The organism is Pseudomonas cerasi, from assembly GCF_027983475.1.
Classification (GTDB): Bacteria; Pseudomonadota; Gammaproteobacteria; order Pseudomonadales; family Pseudomonadaceae; genus Aquipseudomonas; species Aquipseudomonas cerasi.
Window position 1 is genome coordinate 1,959,772 of record NZ_JAQJVM010000001.1, and the last position, 24,518, is coordinate 1,984,289.

The 24,518-nt window shown below is 60.0% G+C and carries 20 protein-coding genes and 1 pseudogene; 15 read left to right on the forward strand and 6 right to left on the reverse strand.

Translation table 11 applies throughout. The annotated features are described in order from the left end of the window. Positions 1-115: 115 nt before the first annotated feature. Positions 116-2,005 (forward strand): phosphomethylpyrimidine synthase ThiC, encoded by a 1,890-nt coding sequence (gene thiC, locus PI739_RS08440; RefSeq protein ID WP_054081302.1) that lies wholly within the window; start codon positions 116-118, stop codon positions 2,003-2,005. A gap of 181 nt (positions 2,006-2,186) precedes the next feature. Then, a complete protein-coding gene (cytX, locus tag PI739_RS08445; RefSeq protein ID WP_096137199.1) occupies positions 2,187-3,476 on the forward strand; it encodes a putative hydroxymethylpyrimidine transporter CytX in 1,290 nt (429 codons plus the stop codon). On the opposite strand, the gene PI739_RS08450 is transcribed toward cytX, so the two are convergent. Beyond that, positions 3,445-4,191 carry an RsiV family protein gene (locus PI739_RS08450; RefSeq protein ID WP_004654549.1) on the reverse strand — a complete coding sequence of 249 codons (747 nt, stop codon included), beginning with the start codon at positions 4,189-4,191 and terminating at the stop codon, positions 3,445-3,447. The genes cytX and PI739_RS08450 overlap by 32 nt on opposite strands. 207 nt (positions 4,192-4,398) lie before the next feature. On the opposite strand from PI739_RS08450, the gene PI739_RS08455 reads away from it, so the two are divergent. From PI739_RS08455 to PI739_RS08505, 11 genes are all read left to right on the forward strand, one after another. After that, positions 4,399-5,016 (forward strand): NUDIX domain-containing protein, encoded by a 618-nt coding sequence (locus PI739_RS08455; RefSeq protein WP_003366260.1) that lies wholly within the window; start codon positions 4,399-4,401, stop codon positions 5,014-5,016. Next, positions 5,007-5,459 carry a DUF1249 domain-containing protein gene (locus PI739_RS08460; RefSeq protein WP_003431956.1) on the forward strand — a complete coding sequence of 151 codons (453 nt, stop codon included), beginning with the start codon at positions 5,007-5,009 and terminating at the stop codon, positions 5,457-5,459. The genes PI739_RS08455 and PI739_RS08460 overlap by 10 nt, the downstream gene beginning before the upstream one ends. Before the next feature lie 196 nt (positions 5,460-5,655). Next, the gene (locus PI739_RS08465) at positions 5,656-6,063 is read left to right on the forward strand and encodes a hypothetical protein (protein ID WP_271351695.1); all 408 of its coding nucleotides are present in this window, start codon (positions 5,656-5,658) and stop codon (positions 6,061-6,063) included. Next, the gene (locus PI739_RS08470; RefSeq protein ID WP_096120575.1) at positions 6,060-6,425 is read left to right on the forward strand and encodes a hypothetical protein; all 366 of its coding nucleotides are present in this window, start codon (positions 6,060-6,062) and stop codon (positions 6,423-6,425) included. Before PI739_RS08465 ends, PI739_RS08470 begins: the two co-directional genes overlap by 4 nt. 87 nt (positions 6,426-6,512) lie before the next feature. Further along, complete coding sequence (gene cpdA, locus PI739_RS08475) at positions 6,513-7,319, forward strand: 3',5'-cyclic-AMP phosphodiesterase (protein WP_080377345.1); 807 nt, start codon at positions 6,513-6,515, stop codon at positions 7,317-7,319. Between the two features lie 88 nt (positions 7,320-7,407). Then, positions 7,408-8,025, forward strand: a complete 618-nt coding sequence (locus PI739_RS08480) for a YqiA/YcfP family alpha/beta fold hydrolase (RefSeq protein WP_054081305.1) — start codon at positions 7,408-7,410, stop codon at positions 8,023-8,025. An 85-nt stretch (positions 8,026-8,110) separates the two neighbouring features. Next, positions 8,111-10,015 carry a DNA topoisomerase IV subunit B gene (gene parE, locus PI739_RS08485; protein WP_003431952.1) on the forward strand — a complete coding sequence of 635 codons (1,905 nt, stop codon included), beginning with the start codon at positions 8,111-8,113 and terminating at the stop codon, positions 10,013-10,015. After that, positions 10,012-10,989 (forward strand): esterase-like activity of phytase family protein, encoded by a 978-nt coding sequence (locus tag PI739_RS08490; protein ID WP_003366272.1) that lies wholly within the window; start codon positions 10,012-10,014, stop codon positions 10,987-10,989. Before parE ends, PI739_RS08490 begins: the two co-directional genes overlap by 4 nt. Next, positions 10,986-11,507 carry a retropepsin-like aspartic protease family protein gene (locus PI739_RS08495; protein ID WP_054081306.1) on the forward strand — a complete coding sequence of 174 codons (522 nt, stop codon included), beginning with the start codon at positions 10,986-10,988 and terminating at the stop codon, positions 11,505-11,507. The genes PI739_RS08490 and PI739_RS08495 overlap by 4 nt, the downstream gene beginning before the upstream one ends. 10 nt (positions 11,508-11,517) lie before the next feature. Next, entirely contained in the window at positions 11,518-13,773 is a 2,256-nt protein-coding gene (gene parC, locus PI739_RS08500) for a DNA topoisomerase IV subunit A (protein ID WP_271351697.1), read from the forward strand. Positions 13,774-13,956: 183 nt separating this feature from the next. Further along, positions 13,957-14,652 carry a PqiC family protein gene (locus PI739_RS08505; protein ID WP_024641182.1) on the forward strand — a complete coding sequence of 232 codons (696 nt, stop codon included), beginning with the start codon at positions 13,957-13,959 and terminating at the stop codon, positions 14,650-14,652. A 394-nt stretch (positions 14,653-15,046) separates the two neighbouring features. Here PI739_RS08505 and PI739_RS08510 read toward each other — a convergent pair whose 3' ends face one another. Then, entirely contained in the window at positions 15,047-16,591 is a 1,545-nt protein-coding gene (locus PI739_RS08510; RefSeq protein WP_003431947.1) for a HAMP domain-containing protein, read from the reverse strand. 130 nt (positions 16,592-16,721) lie between these two features. On the opposite strand from PI739_RS08510, the gene serB reads away from it, so the two are divergent. Further along, positions 16,722-17,936 carry a phosphoserine phosphatase SerB gene (gene serB, locus PI739_RS08515; protein WP_003431946.1) on the forward strand — a complete coding sequence of 405 codons (1,215 nt, stop codon included), beginning with the start codon at positions 16,722-16,724 and terminating at the stop codon, positions 17,934-17,936. A 66-nt stretch (positions 17,937-18,002) separates the two neighbouring features. Here serB and PI739_RS08520 read toward each other — a convergent pair whose 3' ends face one another. From PI739_RS08520 to PI739_RS08535, 4 genes and pseudogenes are all read right to left on the reverse strand, one after another. Further along, a complete protein-coding gene (locus PI739_RS08520) occupies positions 18,003-19,787 on the reverse strand; it encodes a cyclic-di-GMP receptor FimW-related protein (RefSeq protein ID WP_024661604.1) in 1,785 nt (594 codons plus the stop codon). A gap of 256 nt (positions 19,788-20,043) precedes the next feature. Continuing rightward, on the reverse strand, positions 20,044-20,907 hold the full coding sequence (gene asd / locus PI739_RS08525) for an archaetidylserine decarboxylase (RefSeq protein ID WP_032634688.1): 864 nt from the start codon (positions 20,905-20,907) through the stop codon (positions 20,044-20,046). Between the two features lie 156 nt (positions 20,908-21,063). Further along, positions 21,064-21,876, reverse strand: a pseudogene (locus PI739_RS08530) (rhodanese-like domain-containing protein); the annotation flags it as partial. Positions 21,877-21,921: 45 nt separating this feature from the next. Continuing rightward, positions 21,922-23,457: an HDOD domain-containing protein gene (locus PI739_RS08535; protein ID WP_003431943.1), complete on the reverse strand. Its 1,536-nt coding sequence runs from the start codon at positions 23,455-23,457 to the stop codon at positions 21,922-21,924. A gap of 207 nt (positions 23,458-23,664) precedes the next feature. On the opposite strand from PI739_RS08535, the gene motA reads away from it, so the two are divergent. Continuing rightward, complete coding sequence (gene motA / locus PI739_RS08540; RefSeq protein ID WP_003342993.1) at positions 23,665-24,516, forward strand: flagellar motor stator protein MotA; 852 nt, start codon at positions 23,665-23,667, stop codon at positions 24,514-24,516. The last annotated feature ends 2 nt before the right edge of the window (positions 24,517-24,518 follow it).

The window sequence follows — 24,518 nt, forward strand, 5'->3', positions numbered from 1 at the left end:
CAAATAATGAACAGTTTCGCCTCCTTTCGATACTCAGCACCAGCACTGGTGCACCCGTCCGTCACGTCAGGTCACTCCGACAATAAATCCGCAACTGGATGTCTGGAGAGCCGTGATGAGTATAAAAGCAAAAAACGCAGCCCATTTGAGCGAGTCGGCGCAAGTCGACTCCGGATCGGTACAGCCGTTTACCCGTTCGCAGAAAATCTACGTTCAGGGCTCGCGCCCGGACATCCGCGTGCCCATGCGCGAAATCACCCTGGACGTCACCCCGACCGACTTTGGCGGCGAGATCAACGCCCCGGTCACGGTCTATGACACCTCCGGCCCCTACACCGACCCCAATGTGATCATCGACGTGCGCAAAGGCCTGGCCGACGTGCGTTCGCCATGGATCGACTCGCGCAATGACACCGAGCGTCTGCCGGGCCTGAGTTCCAGCTTCGGCCAGCAACGCCTGAGCGATGCCGAACTCACCGCGTTGCGCTTTGCCCATGTGCGCAACCCGCGCCGGGCCAAGGCCGGCGCCAACGTCAGCCAGATGCACTACGCGCGTCAGGGCATCATCACCGCCGAGATGGAATACGTCGCCATCCGCGAGAACATGAAGCTTCAGGAAGCCCGCGCCGCAGGTCTGCTGACCCAGCAACATGCCGGGCACAGCTTTGGCGCGAGCATCCCGAAGGAAATCACTGCCGAGTTCGTGCGCGAAGAGATTGCCCGGGGCCGCGCGATCATCCCGGCCAACATCAACCACGTCGAGCTTGAGCCGATGATCATTGGCCGCAACTTCCTGGTGAAGATCAACGGCAACATCGGCAACAGCGCATTGGGTTCTTCCATCGAAGAAGAAGTCGCCAAGCTGACCTGGGGTATCCGCTGGGGCTCGGACACGGTCATGGACCTGTCCACTGGCAAGCACATTCACGAAACCCGCGAGTGGATCATCCGCAATTCGCCGGTGCCGATCGGTACGGTGCCGATCTATCAGGCGCTGGAAAAGGTGGGCGGTGCAGCCGAGGACCTGACCTGGGAGCTGTTTCGCGACACGTTGATCGAGCAGGCCGAGCAGGGCGTTGATTACTTCACCATCCACGCCGGTGTGTTGCTGCGTTACGTGCCGCTGACCGCCAAGCGTGTCACCGGTATCGTCAGCCGTGGCGGTTCGATCATGGCCAAATGGTGCCTGGCGCACCACAAGGAAAACTTCCTTTACACCCATTTCGAAGACATCTGCGAAATCATGAAGGCCTACGACGTCAGCTTCTCGCTGGGCGACGGCCTGCGTCCGGGTTCGATTGCCGATGCCAACGATGCGGCGCAGTTCGGTGAGCTGGAAACGCTGGGCGAACTGACCAAGATCGCCTGGAAGCATGATGTGCAGACCATGATCGAAGGCCCCGGCCATGTGCCGATGCAGTTGATCAAGGAGAACATGGACAAGCAACTGGAGTGCTGCGACGAAGCGCCGTTCTACACCCTGGGCCCGCTGACCACCGACATCGCGCCGGGTTACGACCACATCACCTCGGGCATCGGTGCCGCCATGATCGGCTGGTTCGGCTGCGCCATGCTGTGTTACGTCACGCCCAAGGAGCATCTGGGGCTGCCGAACAAGGATGATGTCAAAACCGGGATCATCACCTACAAGATCGCGGCTCATGCGGCGGATCTTGCCAAAGGCCATCCGGGTGCGCAGATCCGCGACAACGCCTTGAGCAAAGCGCGTTTCGAGTTCCGCTGGGAAGACCAGTTCAACCTCGGCCTGGACCCGGACACCGCGCGTTCGTACCACGACGAAACCCTGCCCAAGGATTCGGCCAAGGTCGCGCATTTCTGCTCCATGTGCGGGCCTAAATTCTGCTCGATGAAGATCACTCAGGAAGTCCGCGAGTACGCCGCCAATCAGCGCATCGAGGCGGTAGACGTCGATGTTGCTAAAGGCCTGGCCGAGCAGGCCGAGCGCTTCAAGCAGGAAGGCAGCCAGTTGTACAAGAGGGTGTAGGGGGCGACAGGTGCACGACAGAACACCGCTAGCGGTTATCGCTACGCTCCAGCATTGGGCTTTACGACTCGGAGCGTCGCACGATAATTGCGATGATCCCACGCTCTGCGTGGTGGCGCTGTTCTGGAAGCTCCGCGTCCGATCCCGAATCACCGATCAACACCCCATACGAGACACAAACGTGAACACACCCGGCACCTATTCTCCTGACACCCCTGTACCCGCCAGCCAGCGGGTGTTCGGCGCGCGGGATCTGTTTTCCCTGTGGTTTTCCCTCGGCATCGGTCTGATGGTGTTGCAGACCGGGGCCTTGCTGGCGCCGGGGCTGGGCATGTCCGGCTCGATGCTGGCGATTTTCCTCGGCACGCTGGTGGGCGTCTTGCTGCTCGCCAGCGTTGGTGTGATCGGCAGCGATACCGGCCTGTCGTCCATGGCCGCGCTCAAGCTCAGCCTGGGCAGCAAGGGCGCGTCGCTGCCAGCGGTATTGAACCTGCTGCAACTGATCGGTTGGGGCTCGTTCGAGATCATCGTCATGCGCGACGCAGCCAGTCTGCTCGGCGCGCGGGCTTTTGCAGAGGGCAGCCCGTGGAGCAGTCCGCTGCTCTGGACGCTGTTATTCGGCGCACTGGCCACGCTGCTGGCAGTCAGCGGGCCATTGACCTTCGTGCGCCGTTTTCTGCGCAAGTGGGGCCTGTGGATACTGCTGACGGCGTGTGCATGGCTGACCTGGAATCTGCTGGCCAAGGCTGATCTGACCGCGCTGTGGGCAACCTCCGGCGATGGTTCGTTGCCGTTTGCCTCGGGGTTCGACATTGCCATCGCCATGCCGCTGTCCTGGCTGCCGCTGATTGCCGACTACTCACGTTTCGGGCAACGCGCGAAAAGCGTCTTCGGCGGTACGGCTGCAGGCTTTTTCATCGGCAACTTCTGGTTGATGAGCCTGGGCGTCGCCTACACCCTGGCGTTCGCCCCGAGCGGTGAGGCCAATGCTTTGCTGCTGGCACTGGCCGGCGCAGGTCTGGGGATCCCGCTGCTGCTGATTCTGCTGGACGAAACGGAAAACGCGTTCGCCGATATTCACTCGGCTGCGGTCTCCACTGCTCTGCTGTCACGCATCAAGGTCGAGCATCTGGCGTTGGTGATTGGCGTGATCTGTACGCTGATTGCCTGTCTGGCACCGCTGGCGCAGTATCAGAACTTTCTGTTATTGATCGGCTCGGTATTCGCGCCACTGTTCGGCGTCGTGCTGGTTGACCATTTCATTCTGCGTGGTCGCAGTGGTCAGGCAACGGAGGGCGGTTTGCGCTGGATGAGCCTGCTGGCGTGGCTCGGCGGGCTCAGCACCTATCATCTGCTGGCCAATCTTTATCCCGAAGTGGGCGCAACACTGCCAGCGCTCATTGTCGCTGGCGTGTTGCAGCTGCTGATCGGCGGTGCGATCAGCCGCGGCCGGGGAACAGTTCCGGCTTGAGGATGCCATTGAGCTGAGGATAAGGAATCTTCAGCTCGATGTGGCCCATCGAATACGGCGCGATGGTATCGACCGAGTACTTGAGGATCACTGCGCCGTAGGTCAGCGCAATATGCGGCGTGCGCTTGAACGGCCAGGTCTTCATGAACTCGCTGTCTTCATTCATCTTGGTCGATACCAGCCAGCCCTGGTGGGCCAGTTGGGCTTTCTGCCAGAACTCGCTTTCCTTGCCAGGGATGATCATGTCAGCCAGGGTCAGGACTTTCTGCTGCTGACGCGAATAGTTGATGAACGCCCGGCCAGGGTTGCCGTGGGCACCGCCGGTATCCAGATAGCTGGACAGTTCGACCACTACGATACCGTCATGCTGTTCGCGTACCTTGGCCTGCAGATAGCTGCTGTTGCGACCCTGGGCCTGGCTCAGGAACTGTTCCTGATAGGCTTTGATCGACGCAGGCGGCGATGCGCTGCTGTCGGCAACGGTCAGTTGCAGCAACGTCTTCTGAACGATGGCGTCCAGTCGCGGCTCATCGGGGAAGTGCACGGTATCGATGTTCACCAACGGGCAGTCGGCCGTGGTGCAGCCCGGCTTGATCAGCTCGGAAGCATCGCGCTGGACTTGCAGCGGTGTGCGCATGTTGGGCGTGAAGAGGCTTTGGCAGGCGCCGAGCAACAGGGCCAGGCAAGCCAGTGAAGTGATCCTCAATAACGACATGTTGATCCTTGGCAGTGTCAGTAAAGGCGGTTGCGTTGTACGTATGCAGGCTGGTTGGACTGTAAACAACGTCTTCGGTTCGATCATGGCAGATTAGAATTGTTTTAAGCCCCGGCCGTCTACCCTGCATGTTCAAGGGGGCTGCATCTGACTGCCGATGCGCGTTAGGATGGCCCGATGTCAAAAACGGCGGCAAGCGAGAAACCCATGACCCAGACCACACGATCTGCACCAAGCGCTTTTGAAACCATAAAGCGTGAAAACTGCTTCAAGGGCTTCTATAAGCTGGACAAGCTGCATGTGCGCCACGAATTGTTCGCGGGCGGGATGAGCAAGGAAATCAGCCGCGAACTGTTCGTTCGCCACGACGCCGTCTGCGTGCTGCCTTATGACGCCAAACGTGACGAAGTCGTGCTCATCGAGCAGTTCCGCGTAGGCGCCATGAAAAAGACCAACAACCCCTGGCTGATCGAGCTGGTCGCAGGTCTGATCGACAAGGATGAACAGCCGGAAGAAGTTGCTCATCGCGAGGCAGAAGAGGAAGCTGGGCTGAAGTTCGAGGCATTGTGGCCAATCACCAAATACTTCCCCTCGCCGGGTGGCAGCGACGAGTTCGTTCACCTGTTTCTGGGGCGTTGCAGCAGTGAAGGGGCGGGCGGATTGCACGGGCTCGAGGCCGAAGGTGAAGACATCCGGGTAACAGTCTGGTCATTCGATGACGCATTGCAGGCGATGAAAGACGGAACAATCAAGAACGCATCGACGATCATCGCCTTGCAATGGCTGGCGCTGAATCGTGCAGAGATAAGGGGTTTATGGTCGTGAATCCAGTGCGCGAACGCTACCGTGTCGATCTTGCCGGACTGCAGGCTGCGTGCGAGGCCAACTACGCGCGCCTGATGCGCCTGCTGCCCGACATGCGCAACGAACAGCGCTCACGCCGCGTCGCCGTTACCCAGGGTGATCAGATGCTGGGCGTGCTGGCAGTCGAAGTGTTGCTCGACTGCCCGTACACCACCACCTTGCAGGTCTGCCAGGAGCACAGCCTGCCCTGGCTGCCGGTGCCCAAGCTCGAAGTACAGGTTTACCACGACGCCCGCATGGCCGAAGTCATCGGCGCCGAACATGCGCGGCGCTTCCGGGGCATCTATCCCTACCCCAACGCCGACATGCACCAACCAGACGAAAAGGCCCAGCTCAACCTGTTTCTCGGTGAATGGCTGAGCCACTGCCTGGCGTGTGGGCATGAGTTTGAAGCGGTGCGCTGATCCATTCGCAATTCTGAATTTTTTATCTCAACCGGCCTCATGACTTGTTTATTCAGTTGTAAATGACTTTGGCCGTCAGTGTTTATGCCTCAGGCATGTAGGTCGTGTCTGAATATATTCAAAGCGAGCAGCGTGTCCTTGAATTTGAAATTCCATGGCTTACATTCGTCATCACTTTCATTTACAGGCATAACGAATGAGCTATTTAGGGAGCCATCTGAATCATTGTCGGGCTGTGCCTTTCAACTGGTACGACACATGGCTTGTAGTAGTAAGCGGTGACGGTCCTAATATCTGTGGGCATGCCTTGTTGAAAGCGGGAGAGTTTTATTTTCATATTGCCGGGTTGGCCGAACGGCCGTACTTCATGAGTGAAACTGATTACGGACGTTATCTCAATGAATCCTCGAAAACAGAGCTGTTCCGTCGAAGAGTACTTCTGAACAAACCCGATTTGGCGCAGCGCAAGCTTGAGGAGCTTAGCGCCAAGCCGTGGCACTGGTTTGGCATCCCCAATAATTGTGTTTCTTATGTCGAAGAGATTTTCAATGCTGGCGGCTCTCGGGAATCCATGATTACCAATTGTCCAGTGAGATGGCGATGATTATCTATCGGGCTTTGATTGGTGGTTTCACTGGACTCATCTTCGGCCTTCTCCTATATGTCGGACTGATAACCCTGACAGGCAGCGCTCTGCGTTGGGAACACTTTCTATATACGGCCATTACCGGAGTGGTCATCGGTATTCTGTCTTTGAGGCTCATGCCGTGGATCGTTCATCTGGCTGGATTGGCAGGAATGATTCTTGGCGTTGTACTGGAGTTTTTGTTGGCGGGATATATCTGGCCTGGAATGCCTTATGAGCGGGTGCTGAGCCATCTCTTGGGTGCGGGACTGGCAGGCATGGTGTCGGCCGGACTTATTGCTTCGATTGTGCTCAAGCACCGAGCGAATCAGCAAATGTGACCAAATGCTCGTCTGCACGCACTTTCCCGGTTTACCCGCCCGTTGCCACATCACATAATCGCGCTGAATCCTCTCTGGGAGACGGTCTTGCCGAGCGCAGCCCTTTCATCGTCAGTTTTGCTGGTGCAGATATCCGATAGCCACTTGTTCGCCGAGGCGGACGAGGCGTTGTTGGGCATGAGCACGCGGGACAGTCTGGAAAAAGTCGTTGATCAGGTGCTGGCCGAGCAGCCGCACATTGATCTTGTGGTCGCCAGCGGCGATATCTCGCAGGACGGCAGTGTCGAGTCTTACGAAGCGTTTCGTCGGATAAGCGGGCGGATCGACGCGCCTGCGCGCTGGTTCGCCGGTAATCACGACGAACTGCCGCAGATGGAGCAGGTTGCGCAGCCTAATGGGTTGCTCGACCCGGTGGTGGATATCGGCCAGTGGCGGGTGACGCTGCTGGATTCGGCAGTGCCCGGTTCGGTGCCTGGTTTTCTCGCGGCTACGCAATTGCAGTTGCTGGAGCAGGCGCTGAGTGAAGCGCCTGAGCGGCATCACCTGATCTGCCTGCACCATCACCCGGTGGCAATTGGTTGTGAGTGGATGGCGCCGATCGGCTTGCGCAATGCCGATGCGTTGTTTGACGTGCTCGATCGTTTTTCGCAGGTTCGCGCCATACTGTGGGGCCATGTGCATCAGGAATTCGATCAGATGCGTAACGGCGTGCGTCTGCTGGCGTCGCCTTCGACCTGCATTCAGTTCGCCCCGGGCAGCGTGGATTTCAAGGTCGACACCGCGGCGCCGGGCTATCGCTGGCTACGACTGCATGACGACGGGCGGCTGGAAACGGCTGTTTCCCGAGTGGTCGGCCTGGAGTTCGAGGTCGATTACGGCGGCACCGGTTATTGATTGGGCTGGCGGATACGTTTCCGGTGAGGTGTTGTAGCGTAAGTCCCTGTAAACTACACGGCTTTGCCTTGCACTCGGGAGCGACAGCGTGACGAGCGACATACCTTCACTGCTATACATCCATGGCTTGAACAGCTCGGCCCTGTCGAGAAAGGCCTGTCAGTTGAGTGCGCTGATGAAGTCTCTGGGTCTGGCTGATCGTCTGCAAGTCCCTGAACTGCATCACCATCCGCGCCAGGCCATGCTCCAGCTTGAAGCGGCTATCACGGCGCTGGGACGGCCATTACTGGTCGGCAGCTCCCTCGGCGGCTACTATGCGACTCATTTGGCGCAGCGGCACGGCCTCAAGGCGGTGCTGATCAACCCGGCAGTCAATCCGCATCAGCTGTTCGACGGGTTTCTCGGCGTGCAACAGAACCTGTACACCGGCGAGCAGTGGCAGTTGACCGAAGACCATATTCGGGCGCTGGCCGAGCTGGAAGTACCCGCGCCGCAGGACCCGCAGCAGTTTCAGGTGTGGCTGCAGACCGGTGACGAGACGCTCGATTATCGTCGCGCCGAGAAGTTTTACCGGGCCTGTGCCTTGCGCATTCAGGCGGGCGGCGACCACAGTTTTCAGGGCTTTGCCGAGCGCATGCCGGCACTGCTGACGTTTGCCGGATTTGCTCCCGATCTGTTGCAGAAGATCGACCTGTCGGCGCTGTAAGTGCGGCAGGTGATGGATGCCCGGTCATATGAATGCAAGAACATTGAACCCCCGAAATTCCATGAAAGATTGATAACGAGAACCCATGGCCAATCCCAGCGCTAGCTCTTATAACGCAGACGCCATCGAAGTCCTCTCGGGCCTCGATCCGGTTCGCAAACGTCCGGGCATGTACACCGACACCTCGCGGCCCAACCACCTGGCTCAGGAAGTCATCGACAACAGCGTCGACGAAGCCCTGGCCGGTCACGCGCGTTCGGTACAGGTCATCCTTCATGCCGACAATTCGCTCGAAGTGTCGGACGACGGCCGCGGCATGCCGGTGGACATCCACCCGGAAGAAGGCGTGTCCGGCGTCGAGCTGATCCTCACCAAGCTTCACGCAGGCGGCAAGTTCTCCAACAAGAACTATCAGTTCTCCGGCGGCCTGCACGGCGTGGGCATTTCCGTCGTCAACGCGCTGTCCACCCAGGTTCGGGTGCGGGTCAAGCGTGATGGCAACGAATATGAAATGACCTTCGCTGACGGCTACAAGGCCACCGAACTGGCGGTCGTCGGCACCGTCGGCAAGCGCAACACCGGGACCAGCGTCTATTTCGCCCCCGATCCGAAGTATTTCGATACGCCGAAGTTTTCCGTCAGCCGTCTCAAGCATGTGCTCAAGGCCAAGGCGGTTCTGTGCCCGGGCCTGCTGGTCAGCTTCGAAGACAAATCCAGCGGCGAGAAAGTCGAGTGGCATTACGAAGATGGCCTGCGCTCCTACCTGCAGGACTCGGTCACCGAATTCCTGCGCCTGCCGGACGAGCCGTTCTGCGGCAGCTTCACCGGTAACAAGGAAGCGGTCGACTGGGCGCTGCTCTGGCTGCCCGAAGGGGGCGACAGCGTTCAGGAAAGTTACGTCAACCTTATCCCGACTGCGCAGGGCGGCACCCACGTGAACGGCTTGCGCCAGGGCCTGCTGGATGCCATGCGCGAGTTCTGCGAGTTCCGCAACCTGTTACCGCGGGGCGTGAAGCTGGCCCCGGAAGATGTCTGGGAACGCATTGCCTTCGTCCTGTCGATGAAAATGCAGGAGCCGCAGTTCTCCGGGCAGACCAAAGAACGTCTGTCGTCCCGTGAAGCGGCGGCCTTCGTCTCCGGTGTGGTCAAGGACGCATTCAGCCTGTGGCTCAACACGCACTCCGAACTGGGGTTGCAACTGGCCGATCTGGCGATCAACAACGCCGGTCGGCGCCTCAAGGCGAGCAAAAAGGTCGAGCGCAAGCGCATCACTCAAGGGCCGGCGTTGCCGGGCAAGCTGGCCGACTGTGCCGGGCAGGACCCGGCGCGCTCCGAACTGTTTCTGGTCGAGGGTGATTCTGCCGGTGGTTCCGCCAAACAGGCGCGCGACAAGGAATTCCAGGCGATCCTGCCGCTGCGCGGCAAAATCCTCAACACCTGGGAAGTGGACGGCGGCGAAGTGCTTGCCAGTCAGGAAGTCCACAACATTGCCGTGGCCATCGGGGTTGACCCGGGCGCAGCCGATATCAGCCAGTTGCGTTACGGCAAGATCTGCATCCTGGCTGACGCTGACTCGGACGGTCTGCACATTGCAACGCTGCTGTGTGCGTTGTTTGTGCAGCACTTCCGCCCGCTGGTCGACGCCGGGCATGTGTATGTCGCCATGCCGCCGCTGTACCGGATCGACCTGGGCAAGGAAATCTACTACGCGCTGGACGAAGCCGAGCGTGACGGGATTCTGGACCGTCTGGTCGCTGAAAAGAAACGTGGCAAGCCGCAGGTCACCCGATTCAAGGGCCTGGGTGAGATGAACCCGCCGCAGTTGCGCGAAACCACCATGGACCCGAACACGCGTCGTCTGGTGCAACTCACGCTGGATGATTTCGCGGCCACCTCGGAAATGATGGACATGCTGCTGGCGAAGAAGCGTGCAGGTGATCGCAAGTCCTGGCTCGAGTCGAAGGGCAACCTTGCCGAGGTTCTGACTTGATACGAGCCTGGCTCGCCGCCCTGATCCTGGTTGCCACGCCGGTTGTCGCTGCGCCACTCGAGGCCCTGAAGCTGCAATCCGAGCACCCGGTAGACGACATGGCCGGTGGCAATCTGTCAGGTCTGGCGATGTGCAATGGCCAACTGTGGACCGTGTCCGACCGTGACGATGATGTGCTGTACAGCCTGGATGTGTCGCAAGACACCTGGAAGGCTCAGTCACATCACATTGACGCACCTGCGCCACAAAGCTATCTGCCGTTGAAGTTGCGTTTCATGGCGGGTCTTTCCGCGCTGATACGCGGTGGCAGTCTGGATTTCGAAGGTGTCAGCTGTGACGCCGCTGGCAATCGCTACCTGGTCAGCGAGGCCTACGGCACGGTGCTCAAGGTTCCGGTCAGCGGTAAACCGGTCTGGCTGGATTTGCCGCAAGCGCTGGTGGATCAGGCGCGCGCTCAGGGCATGTTGCAGCGCTTCAACGCGATTTTCGAAGGGATTGCCGTGAGTCCTGCGGGCGACCGTCTCTGGCTGGCGGCCGAACGCGAGAAGCGTGGCTTGCTGGTGGTGCAACGCGACAAGCAGCAGTGGACCTGCGGGCAAAGCTGCGTGCTGCTGTCCGAGTCCGGTCTGGACGCGTTGCCGCCGGAGCAGGGCAGCAAAAAGGTGTCCACGGATTTTTCCGATGTGTCGCTGTACAACGGCAAGCTGTTCACGCTGGAACGCGCGGTGTACCGCATCTGTCGGCGTGATCTTGAGACAGGGCAGGTCGAGCGTTGCTGGTCGTTCGCCAAAGAGGCGATGGTGCCGTCGCGTCGTTACGATCAACCCTACGGCCTGACCGAGGCACTGGTGGTCGACGAGAAGGGCGCATGGATCGGCATCGACAATAACTTCGGTGCACGCGCCGACGGTGAGAAACGCCCGATCGTCTGGCGCTTCGCTGCACCTGAGGCGGGCTGGAGTGCTGGGCAATGAGCGACGTGCAGCCCGGCAAGCGCGCCGGTAAGGTGCTGATGATCGTGGCCTGGGCGGCCGGTCTGTTTCTCGCGACGCGCTTTTTCGGCGATTGGGAAGACCGGCAGCAGAACCCCAACACCGTGGTTACCTCGCAACACGGTGACGGCTATATAGAGGTGCAACTGGCAGGCAATCGTCAGGGGCACTTCGTCACGACCGGCCAGATCAACGGCCGGACAGTGGAATTCATGATCGACACCGGGGCGACCGATGTGGCCGTACCTGGTGACATGGCTGACCGCCTGGGGCTCAAACGTGGCTATCCGGTCACGGTCAGCACGGCCAATGGCAACAGTCAGGGTTTTCGGACCACGCTTGACCGCTTGCAACTGGGCGATATCGTCCTGACCAATGTGCGTGCCCTGGTGGCACCCGGTCTGGACGGTGAGCAGGTGCTGCTCGGTATGAGTGCAATGAAACAACTCGAATTCACACAGCGTGGCGGCAATTTGCTGTTGCGCCAGTCAACGAAATGATGAGGCCCGCATGAGCGACTCCCTTGACCTCAGCCTGGATGGTGTAGAACGCCGATCATTGGCTGACTTCACCGAACAGGCCTACCTCAACTACTCCATGTACGTGATCATGGACCGTGCCTTGCCGCATATCGGTGACGGCCTGAAGCCTGTTCAGCGACGTATCATCTACGCGATGAGCGAACTGGGCCTGGGTGCCGACGCCAAGCACAAGAAGTCGGCGCGTACCGTCGGCGACGTGCTCGGCAAGTTCCACCCGCACGGTGACTCGGCCTGTTACGAGGCGATGGTGCTGATGGCGCAGCCGTTCAGCTACCGCTACACGCTGGTAGACGGGCAGGGCAACTGGGGTGCGCCGGATGATCCCAAATCCTTTGCGGCCATGCGCTACACCGAGGCGCGCCTGTCGCGTTACTCGGAAGTCCTGCTCAGCGAGCTGGGCCAGGGCACTGCTGACTGGGTGCCGAACTTCGACGGCACCCTGGATGAACCTGCGGTGTTGCCGGCACGTTTGCCGAACATCCTGCTCAATGGCACCACCGGCATCGCCGTCGGTATGGCCACCGATGTGCCGCCGCATAACCTGCGCGAAGTCGCCAGTGCCTGCGTTCGTCTGCTGGACGATCCCAAGGCCACGATTCCCGAGCTGTGCGAGCACATTCTGGGGCCGGACTATCCGACCGAAGCGGAAATCATCACGCCGCGTGCCGACCTGCTGAAAATCTACGAGACCGGGCGTGGCTCGGTGCGTATGCGCGCGGTTTACCGCATCGAAGATGGCGACATTATCGTCACTTCACTGCCGCATCAGGTATCCGGTGCCAAGGTGCTGGAACAGATCGCCGCGCAGATGCAGGCCAAGAAGCTGCCGATGGTTGCCGACCTGCGCGATGAGTCGGACCACGAGAACCCTTGCCGTATCGTGATCATCCCGCGCTCCAACCGGGTTGAGCTGGACGAGCTGATGCAGCATCTGTTCGCGACCACCGAGCTGGAATCCAGTTACCGGGTGAACATCAACATCATCGGCCTGGATGGCAAGCCGCAGCTCAAAAACCTCAAGACATTGCTCGGCGAATGGCTGACGTTCCGTATCGGTACGGTACGTCGCCGTCTGCAATTCCGTCTGGACAAGGTCGAGCACCGTCTGCACCTGTTGGACGGTTTGCTCACGGCGTACCTGAACCTCGATGAAGTGATTCACATCATCCGTACCGCCGAGCACCCGAAGGCGGAGCTGATCGCGCGTTTCGATCTGTCGGAAATTCAGGCCGATTACATCCTCGACACCCGTTTGCGTCAGTTGGCGCGTCTGGAAGAGATGAAGCTGCGCAGCGAGCAGGATGCCTTGCGCAAAGAGCAGGCCAAGCTTCTGGCGCTGCTGAGCAGCGAGTCCAAGCTGCGCAAGCTGGTGCGTGCCGAACTGATTGCCGACGCTGAAACCTATGGCGACGACCGTCGTTCGCCCATCGTTGCCCGTGCCGAAGCCAAGGCGCTGTCTGAAAATGAACTAATGCCCACCGAGCCGGTGACTGTCGTCCTGTCGGAAAAAGGCTGGGTACGCTGTGCCAAGGGGCACGACATCGATGCGACCGGGCTTTCCTATAAAGCCGGGGACGGTTTCAAGACCTCGTCCATAGGCCGCTCCAATCAGTTCGCCGTGTTCATCGACTCGACCGGGCGCAGCTATTCGGTTGCCGCCCACACCCTGCCCTCCGCGCGAGGCCAGGGCGAGCCGCTGACGGGCAAGCTGCAACCGCCACCGGGTGCGACCTTCGAGTGCGTATTGTTGCCGGAAGACGATGCGCTGTACGTGATCGCGTCGGATGCCGGTTATGGTTTTGTCGTCAAAGGCGAAGACCTGCAAGCCAAGAACAAGGCGGGCAAGGCGCTGCTGAGCCTGCCGGCCGGGGCGAAAGTCATCCTGCCTCGCCCTGTGCCTGATCGTGAGCAGAACTGGCTGGCAGCCGTAACCACCGAAGGCCGTCTGCTGGTGTTCAAGATCAGCGATCTGCCGCAGTTGGGCAAAGGCAAGGGCAACAAGATCATCGGTATTCCGGGCGAGCGAGTAGCCAGCCGTGAAGAGTATGTGACTGATCTTGCGGTGATCGGGCAAGGCGCTACGCTGGTACTTCAGGCGGGCAAACGAACGCTGTCGCTGAAACCTGAAGACCTCGAACATTACAAGGGCGAGCGTGGCAGACGTGGCAATAAACTGCCAAGGGGCTTCCAGAGGGTCGATGCATTATTGGTGGAAAATAGCTGAAAACATTGATCTGGCACCAAGGTTCTTCGTTTTGCCATGAAGTACGATGCATAATCGCTGGAGTCATGGTGCATATTCACGGATGATATGGGGTCTTGGGGTGCATGCGTGGCTCAGTGCCTGCATGGGTCTTGAAAGTACTAATACTGTGGCCTGTCTCTGGACGGCCACCTGGATGGGATGATGAATTTTCTACGCCTTCCCTTGATCCTGCTGATGACTGGCGTTCTGGGTCTGGCTGGTTGCAGTGTGCGCCAGCCGACCGCGCTTTATCAGCTCGATAGCGGTGAGCCTGGTCAGCCGAAACAGAGTAGTGGTCTGGCAGTATTGCTGGGTCCTGTTTCGGTGGCCGACTATCTGCAACGCGAAACACTGCTGCAACGCCAGCCTGACGGCACCTTGACCGCTTCGTCCGATGGGCGCTGGGCGGGCAACCTGTCTTCGGATATCGACCAGTTGCTCTTGCGTCAGCTGGCCTGGAAGCTGGACAGCCAGCGCGTCGTCATGGCGCCTGCGACGGCCAGCTTCACGCCCGATGTTCAGGTCGTGCTGTCCATCACCCGCCTGGACTCCGGTGCCAAACAGCCCGCGGTACTGGACGCGCAATGGCGACTCCTGGACCGCAAGGGTCACGTCCGGGACAGCCGGCTGGTGCACCTGGAACAAGTCCATGCCGGCAGCTCTGCCGATCAGGTCAAGGCTCAGGGCATGCTGTTGCAGCGCCTGGCTGATCAGGTCAGCACTGCGATCAAACCGATTTCCTGGCAGGCGCTCGACGAGCCGAAAAAAACGCCTGTCGCCAAGGCCAAAGAGCCGGACAAGCCAAGAATTCCACTGGCGTCCCCTATACGCACCGATCTTGAAGTGTTCCGCTTCTAGGGTCGGCCCAACAAAAAGCCCGCAGCGATGCGGGCTTTTTGTTGGGCGCTCATCTGGTTCTCACACCCCGGCGTTCCTGAAGCGCTGCACAGTCAGGATAGGACGCAGAGCGTCCAGAACGGCATTCCCATGCTGGAGCATGGGCACGATGGTGATCTTGCGGACGCCTATCACGCCATACGCTCCGGAACGGCATACCTGCGCTGGCGCAGGGGTACGATGGTGGTCTTGCGGGCACCTATCGTTCCTCACGCTCCGCGTGGGAATGCAGGTCGTGACGCTCTGCGTCACCTGATTGCGCCGGACCAGGTCGGTCAGGATCGGACGTCGAGTGCCCAGAACGGCGTGCCCATGCAGAGCATGGGCACGAGAGAAGAGTGAGCCGAGGAGAAGATCAGGCCTTGTTGGATTCGTGCATGCGCGCCAACTGGCGTTCGAGCATCGAAGGGTAAGGCTCCATCAGGCGTTCTACGCAGCAGGCACCTTCAGGGCTGGCGATCGGGCGGATGCGGGCGCGTTGACGGATCAACGGGTCGTCGTTGATGCGGCGTTCGACCAGCAGCAGGTTGCGGCTGTGCTGAGACAGCGCCAGTGCATCCTGCGCGGTTTCGGTCAGCAACAGATCGATCTGGCTCAGACCGCTCAAGCCTTCGCCCAGCGTCAGGCCCAGTTGCAGTTGCAAGGTGATGCCGCTGTCGGCCACCTCGATCTGCAAGGCATGGCTGAGTGCGCGCAACAGCTCACCGCAGCAGATCGCGTTGGTCAGGTAGTCATCACCGCTTTCGTGGCTGTGGAACAGCATCAGCGTGCTGCCGTCATTCAGCGTGTGCAGCTCGCTTTCATACAGCGAGGCGGCCTGATCGAGGCAGTCGCGGTAGCGTTGCAGCAATTCGGTCAGGCGTGCGCGCGGCAGGCGGCGCAATTGATCCTGCGCGCCCAGTTGCACGGCCAGCACTGCACTGTTGTGCGGTTCGACCGGCGCTACCGAGGCAGCCGCCGGGCGAACGGCTGGCGAGTTGTCCGAGTGGTCGCGCAGATCGGCGAACGGATCCTCCTCATCGTCGTCTTCATCTTCCTCGGCAACGATGCGGCGCTGCACCGGTGGTGCCGGCAGGCGCGGTTTTGCTTCGCTGCTGCGTGCCGAAACCTTTGGTGCGGGCTTCTCTTCCGGCTCCAGATAAGGATCTTCGCTGTCGTCTTCCTCGCCGTCATACTCGGGCTCGGGCAGCGGTTCTGGCTCCGGCACCGGCGGCGCGAACGAGGTGCGCAGCTGGCGCGCCAGATCGCCGATTTCATCCTGGCGATCAGTGGCTGGTGTATACGGGTCAATATCCCGCAGCCAGATACGCATCTGCATCAGTGGCGTGGAGATGTGGCGGCCAAGACGCAGGCTCAGCGCCAGCGCCAGGGCCAGCAGGATACCGGCCAGAATGCCCATGCTCTGCAGGCTGATGGTCATCGGCTGCTGGAACTGCGACATGTCGAGGCTGATGCGCAGATGGCCCGCCATCACGTCCTGGAACGTGATCTTGATTTCATACAGACCCTGAGCTTCCCCCAGCAGACCGTTTTTCGGACGCTGGCCGGCCTCCGCGAGGATGCGGTTATCCACACTGTAGATAGCGGCATGCGCTACCAGCGGGTTCTTGACCAGATTGCCCAGCAGCACGTTGAGACTGAGGATGTCGTTGGACACCAACAGCTCGGTAGCCGAGGTGGCGGTCTGGGTGGTCAGGGCCTGCCCCAGCGCATCGGCCTGTTCATGCATGGCCTGCTTGAACTGCAGGCCCATGACACCGGCGTAGATCACCAGCGCCAAAGCGACCAGGATCACGTTATGGCTGGCAATGCGCAAAGCGATCGGTACACGGCGATGACGCAGGGCACGAAAGATGAGCAGGAAGAAATTATCGGTTTTAACGGGCGTGGGCCGGTTCACAGAGCACGGCTCTTTCGGTGAAGTTGTCGCGCAGTATAACGAGCGACCCAGTGGCGGCAAAGCGCTGCCTGTGCCCGGTGGTCACTGAATGTGGTTAGAATGCGGTTTTTTTCCACTGCGGGGGTGCGCCTTGCGCGAAATCGTCCTGATTAACATCACTGGTGTCGACCGTCCCGGTCTCACTGCAGCCATCACCGGCGTCCTCGCCCAGGGTGGCGTGAACATTCTCGATATTGGTCAGGCGGTGATCCACGACACCCTGTCGTTCGGCATCCTGGTTGAAATTCCGGATACCGTGCAGGGATCCTCGGTGCTCAAGGACATCCTGTTCACCGCCTACGAACTGGATCAGCAAGTCCGTTTCACTGCGGTGTCCGAAACCGACTATCAACACTGGGTCGAAGGCCAGGGCAAGGCGCGTCACATCGTTACGCTGCTGACCCGTAAGGTCACGGCCGAGCAATTGCAGTGCGTCAGCGCCATTACTGCCAAGTACGGGCTGAATATCGATCAGATCGATCGGTTGTCCGGTCGTATGCCGCTCGACACCCCGGCCGACAAAGGCAAGGGCTGCATCGAGTTCACCGTGCGCGGCGAGCCTGCCGACCCGAAAGCCATGCAGGCCGAATTTCTCGCGGTTGCCCAGGATCTCAACGTCGATATCGCGTTTCAGCAGGATTCGCTGTTCCGTCGTAACCGGCGCCTGGCGGTGTTCGACATGGATTCGACCCTCATCGAGGCCGAAGTCATCGATGAACTGGCCAAGGCAGCAGGCGTCGGCGAGCAGGTTTCCGAGATTACCGAGCGTGCCATGCGCGGCGAACTGGATTTCAGCGAAAGCTTCAAAGAGCGTCTGGCCCTGCTCAAGGGGCTCGATGTGAGCGTGCTGGATGAAATCGGCGCGTCTCTGCGCTTGACCGAAGGCGCTGAAACGCTGTTCTCCGAACTCAAGCGGCTGGGTTACAAGACGGCGATTCTGTCGGGTGGCTTCACCTATTTCGCCAAGCAGTTGCAAGCAAAGCTGGGCATCGATTACGTCTTTGCCAATGAACTGGAAGTGGTTGACGGCAAGGTCACCGGCGTAGCAGTCGAGCCGATTGTCAATGCGCAGCGCAAGGCCGACCTGTTGCGCGAACTGGCTCACAAGGAAGGGTTGAGCCTGGAGCAGACCATCGCGGTCGGCGACGGTGCCAATGACCTGCCGATGCTGGCGATTGCCGGGCTGGGTGTAGCGTTCCGTGCCAAGCCACTGGTCAAGCAATCGGCCAAACAGGCCATTTCGACGCTGGGACTCGATGGCGTGCTGTATCTGCTGGGTTTCCGCGACCGCGAAGGAAAGCGCTGACGCTCAGGCCGTGGTGGTTTGCCCCTGATTGCGAGGGGCCAATCGCGACGGCTGTCGCAGTGATCGCTACAGCGTGCCCCACAAGGAATCGAATTCCTGATCCGGCCTGGCCTTTTCGGTTTCGGTCGCTTTCGGGGCGTCGTACATCTGATACTCGAACTGATTGTAACTGGCGCTACTGACCTGCCGGTTGCTCAGTGACGCGCGGCGTTCTTCACCGGCGACGTTGATCATCACCTTGTTGCCCTCCTGAAAAGGCAGACGCGGTGCGAGCACGGTGGGCGGTTTTTCCATGGCGCGTACTTCGGGCAGCATCAGGGTTCGCAGGTACTGGCTGTTCTGCTGTTCGCGAATCAGCTGCATGCCGCATGGCTGGGCAAACGGGGCGATCAGTTCGATGCCCATCTGTGTGCCGCCGCTGCGTACCTGGCGGATCCAGCGCACGATGGCAATGCTCCAGCCCTGGCCGGCGTCATCCTGAATACCCACCAGTTCGCCAGCCTGCAACTGCTGAGGCACGTCCTTCTGCCACGCCAGGCAGTATCCGCCCGGGCTGTGGTTGACAATATTCAGGTCGAAGGTCGGAAACGTATGCTGGTTGTTGGAAAGCGAGTCGCTGTCGCCGTCGTTTTTCGGGTATTCGATCTCTTCGTAGGGCAGCAGAACGGATGAAGTCTTGCCGCGCTGAGTGTCGAAGGCAGACGCCCACGGATCGTCCGCGTCATCATTGGCCATCTTCAACGAAAAGCTCGCTGCACTGGTGGCGCTGTTCAACTGCAACAGCTCGCTGAACGACTTCTGGCCAGCGACATAGAAATGCAGCGCGCTCATGCCGATGCACAGTTTCAGCGTGCCCTGACCGGGGGTGCGTTGAAAGGTGCGTTCGGCCACATCACCCCAGGCGACCGCCAGATGTTGCAGCAGGTCGGTGTTGATACCGGTTGGAATCAGCAACGGCGAAGGGGTGCGCTGGTCATCCGGCAGGGCCAGGTACTGATTGATCGCTTCAGCCAGCGCGTAGGTGTTGATACCCAGCAGCCGAGGAGATTGTTCGTCGCTGAACAGGGTGCGGTACAGCGGCGGTTTGTCGACCGTCGGGTCCAGAGCGAAGAGGCTGCTTTCAGTGACCGGCAATTGCAGCTTTACCAGAGGGCTCCAGGCCTCCAGCGCATCGGCCAGTTTGCCGATGTTTAACTGACGCATCTGGTTGCAGCGTGAGCAACCCATCAGCAGCGCGATCACGTAGGTCTGTTCCACGCTCAGCACTTTGCTGTGATGGGCCAGGGGCTCTTCGACCGGCGTGTTGTGCAACTGGTACTGACGGGCAATCTGGTAGATCTGATGCAGCTCGAGCCACAGGCCGTCCTGAACCGGACAGTAAAGCTGGTTGGCGCGTATCAGTGGCCCGTTGAGACCATGCAGTGCGCGTTGCAGCGCAGTGCTGAACAGCCCGGCCTGGTCTCGGGTATAGCGCGGGGCGACCTGCTGAATGATCTGCTTGTAACCGGTTGCGAGATGGTTTTGCAGCGCCTGGCAGAGGTTGGCCACCTTGCGTGGTCGCTCGTCCAGCACAATGGCCTGATTGAGAAAGTGACGTTCAAGGTGCTTGCAGACGAAGTACACCTCGGGCCGCAGCAATTCAAGCAATTGCAGGCGGTTCTCGCTCGGGGTGATCAACTGGTTGAGCTCGGTCAGCCCTTGATAGAGCTGGCGCGCCATTTCTCCGAGGTTCGCCTTGGGCAATCTGGAGATCCAGCGTTTGAGGTCGCGGGGGTTGGCTTCACTGAATGTCAGGCTCGACTGCGTCGGCGTGGGGGCACGCAATAGCAGAGGGAGGCTAAAATTACTCATGTGACAGGCAAGCTCCAACAACTCACTGGCGCGGACGATGGCTTCAGATGGGGGGCCGAGGTTATCGCGCACCCGCGATGTGCCGAGCATACGCCCATGAAAGTGAGAAGTATCCTACAGCATCGATGTAACGACTTTACCAGTATCGACATCACCCCGCAGCAACTATGGCCTCAGGCCATTACCGTCCGGCGGCACGTTGCATGAGCGCCAATATCCATCATCGGACGCTCATGCAGCGAGGCTCAGACCGCGATCATGCCTGGGCAGGAACAGCCAGTGCCTGTCCCATTTGAACCTTGGAACCCGCCGTCAGTTGTTCGGCCCATTTCACCTGACCTGGACCGAACAGCACGATGGCGGTAGAGCCCAGCTTGAACCGACCCATTTCGGCACCTTTTTCCAGGTGGATCGGCGCGCGCGCCGCTTCGTCGTAGCTGAACGTTTTCAGTTCACGCTTGGGCGGTGTGACCAGCCCGGCCCATACCGTTTCGACAGACGCCACGATCATCGCGCCGACCAGCACCACTGCCATTGGTCCGCGCTCGGTGTCGAACAGGCAGACCACTCGCTCGTTACGGGCGAACAGCTCGGGTACGTTTTCAGCCGTGGTCTGGTTGACCGAGAAGATGCGGCCCGGCACGTAGACCATTTCACGCAGTGTGCCAGCCAGTGGCATGTGGACGCGGTGATAGTCCTTCGGCGACAGGTAGACGGTTGCGAACTCGCCGCCCATGAAGGGCGCAGACAGCTTGGGGTCACCGCCGAGCAGTTCCAGTACGCTGAAGCTGTGGCCCTTGGCCTGGAAGATCCGGCCGTGGTCGATAGGGCCCAACTGGCTGATGGCGCCGTCGGCTGGCGAAAGAATCGCGCCCGGCGTGGTATCGAGCGGGCGGGCGTCGGCTTTCAATGCGCGGGTGAAGAACGCATTGAAGTGCTCGTAGGACGTCAGGTCTTCGACCAGGGCCTGCGACATGTCCACTTGATAACGGCGGGCAAACCACGCGGTGAAAGCGTTTTTGAACCAGCGTACGCGGCATTCGGCAACGCAGCCTGCCAGTCGGGACAGCAGGTGGTGCGGCAGCAGGTACTGGCTGATGATGAACAAGCGGTCTTTCATTGAAGGTCCTGAGGATGAGTGTCCTGAATATTTCTGCGAGGCCTGTCGCGGTTCGCTAGAGCGGACAGGTTCGACGGTTTCGGCTGGTGCTGGCTGCGCAGGCGCGACGGGTTGCGCAACCTCGACTGACTCGGCGGGCACGGTGGCCAATTCCGGAAGTTCTACCGGTGTCTCCGGGTGATTGCCCCATTCACCCCACGAGCCGGCATAGGCCTTGACCCTTGGGTAGCCCAGCGCCTTGGCCACCAGGTAGGTGAAGCCCGAGCGGTGATGGGTCTGGCAATGCGTGATGATTTCCTTGTCGGGCGTGATGCCCAGGTCGCGAAGGATCTCCGGCATGTCCTGGCGAATACGCAGGTTGCGCGCCTTGTCCATGCCCGCCGTCCACTCGAAATTGACGGCGCCGGGTATATGCCCGCCTTTGGCCGCGACCACTTTTTCGCCCGAATACTCGGTCGGTGCACGAGCATCCCAGATCGCCAGATCGGCGGCGCCCAGACGGCTTTGCAGGTACTCGAGTGTGGCGGTAGGTTCGTCGTGCAGCGTCAGCGTTACCGGGGTATCGGCAGCAGGCGGAACGTCGGAGCTCAGTGGCAGCAATTGCGCTTCCCAGGCCAGCAGTCCACCGTCCAGATAGTGATAACGGCTGTGGCCGATAACATCCAGCAACCAGATGAAACGCCCGGCCCAGCCGCCGCCTTCGTCATCGTAGACGACATACACGGCATCGGGGTTGTGGCCCAGTTCGCCGAACAATTGCTCAAGGCTGGCAGTGTCGGGCAGCAGGCCGGGGGCCGGAGGCTTGCCCAGTTGCGTACGTTTCGGATCGACGAAGCGGGCACCGCGAATGTGCCCGGCTTCGTAGCGAGCGCTGCTGGTCAGATCCACGAGGATCAGTTCCGGGGCGTCTAGACGCTCAAGCAGATCGTTGGGTTCGATGACCAGCGACAAGCCAGTGAATGCGGACATTTGCAGCCTCCGATGAAAGGAAAGGGGCGAATTGTACGCCAGGCCTCATGCTTTGCGATGACTAAAGATGCCCAGTGCCCGTTCAATACATTGCGCGGTTTTTCCGAATGCCTGGACGGAAATTTCCGACAAGGCCCCGCCGCCCTGGTCGGCGACCACCAGCAGCATGACTTTGCCGTTGTTGCTCAGCGAGCGAATCAGCCAGTGCTGACCACTGAACAGGGTTTTCAGCGGCGGGGGCAGCAGGGCGGCAAATTGCGCACTGTTGGCGGGTGTCATGCGTAACTGTGTCGGCTGTGTGAGCAGGCGCTGCAGTACGGTGCTTTCCTTGATGAACAACTGCAAGGTTGCGGCGTCCTTCGGCAGTCCGGCAGTCTGATTGACGCGCAGTACCGTTGACGTCTTGTCCAGCATCAGCAGCATGACCCGCTCCATGCCACACGAGATAAATGCATCGCGCGCCGACGTGGTCAGGTGCATGGCGTTGATGAACGGGCTGGGATCCTGCAGCAGCTCGGCACACTGCTTGCGCCACAGTTGCAGGGCGTCTGCCGATGGCGGCGGTGCAGGTTCATTGTCGCGCCTTACGCGGCGTGCGTCCCACGGCCAGATCAGCGATTCGGCCGGGTGCCAGAGGTCTTTTTCCGCATGGATGCGGGCGCTGCTGGCGGCATTCTGGTGCGCCTGTTGTTGTACTTCGCCGATCGACTGTTGCAGGTAAAGGCTGGTCAGCCGTTCCCAGCGCAGGCAGTGCGGGCTGTTCCAGGCATTTTGCGCCGCCAGCGCCAGGCCATTGCCCAGCAACACGGTATTGGCGGGCTGGTTCAGCCAGCGCCGCAGGTTGGGGTCGTCGTCCATGAGTTGTTGCTGGTGCAGCGGGCTGTGTTCTTCGCGGGCGATACGCAGCGCCTTGGCCAGATCGCGTCGCTCGTTGATCAACAGTTTATAGCCGCGCGTGACCCAGATCGGCAGGCGCCAGAACTCGGCGAGTGCCAGGCATAATTCCAGCAGGTTGACGCCGAACAGCTCTTTTTCCACTGCAACGCTGGAATGGCCCTTGTGGATAACCCGCAGCTCCAGTTCTTCGAGCAGCTTCGGATAGGCCAACGCCATCGGCCAGAGCGGTGACAGAAACAGCAGGCTGCCCATGTGGATGTCCTGCCAGAGTCGCGCAAGGCGGCTGGCAAACAGGCCGTTGGCCTGTTGCGTGGCGTGCTGACTGACCAGAATCAGCTGGCGATAGGCCGCAGGAATTTCTTCAGGCGGCTTGGCCGGCAAACGGCCCAGAAGGACTTCGGTGCGCGCCAGACCCAGACGATTGATCGCAATCTCAAGGCTCTCGGCCTGCTCGGTCAAACCGTGCGTGTGGTGATTGGCCTCGCGCATCACGCTCAGCACCAGCGCAGGACTTTCCTGCATCATTTCAGCGATTTCACGCAGTGAGCGACGACTGTCGTTCAAGGCGGAGCGGACGTGTCCATGATTGACGGCAGGGACCGGCAACGCGATACCGTCAAGCAGTTTGACCCAGGCATCCAGCGTCTTCGGAACGAGGTGATGTGCTGCGTGTACTGTCGGCATTCGAGGGCCTGTGCTGCTGATTATCTGAGCTGGAAAACCGCCAGCGTACGGGGCGCTGAGGCCAGTTTCCTCCTTTTATGGAGGCGCATAAATGGGTTTTTCAAAAGAACCGGCTATAGTCTGGCCCAGTTAGGCCGATAAGGAGAAGAAGAGATTCAACAACTTCCGGACTGTCCCTGAACCCGACTCAGTAAAGTATTTTTTCCTATGGCTAAAATCATCGGCATCATTGTCGTTCTCGCAAGTGTCATCGGCGGATATGTGCTGTCCCATGGCAAGGTCATGGCGCTGTTCCAACCGTACGAGGTCTTGATTATCGGCGGTGCTGCACTGGGCGCGTTCCTTCAGGCCAACCCCGGCTACATGTTCATGCACGTGTTCAAGAAGTCGCTGAAGATGTTCGGTTCGCGCTTCACGCATGCCTATTACCTCGAAGTGCTGGGCCTGGTTTATGAAATCCTCAACAAAAGCCGCCGTGAAGGCATGATGGCGATTGAAGGGGATATCGAAGACGCTGCTTCCAGCCCGATCTTCGCCAAATACCCGGGTGTCCTCAAGGATGAACGCATGACTGCGTACATCTGCGACTACCTGCGGATCATGTCGTCCGGCAACATGGCTCCCCACGAGCTGGAAGGTCTGTTCGACATGGAACTGCTGAGCATGAAAGAAGACCTTGAGCATCCATCCCATGCCATTACCGGTATCGCCGACGGTATGCCCGGCTTCGGTATCGTGGCTGCGGTACTGGGTATCGTGGTGACCATGGCGTCGCTGGGTTCCGGCGACAAGGCTGCGATCGGTATGCACGTAGGTGCGGCGCTGGTCGGTACCTTCTTCGGTATTCTCGCGGCTTACGGTTTCTTCGGTCCTCTGGCCACCAGCCTTGCGCATGATGCCAAGGAAGAAATGAACGTTTACGAGGCCATCAAGGCGTCCCTGGTGGCCTCGGCCTCCGGCATGCCGCCTTCGCTGGCTGTCGAGTTCGGCCGCAAGGTTCTCTATCCGCTGCATCGCCCCAGCTTCAGCGAGCTGGAACAAGCGGTTCGCGGTCGCTAAGT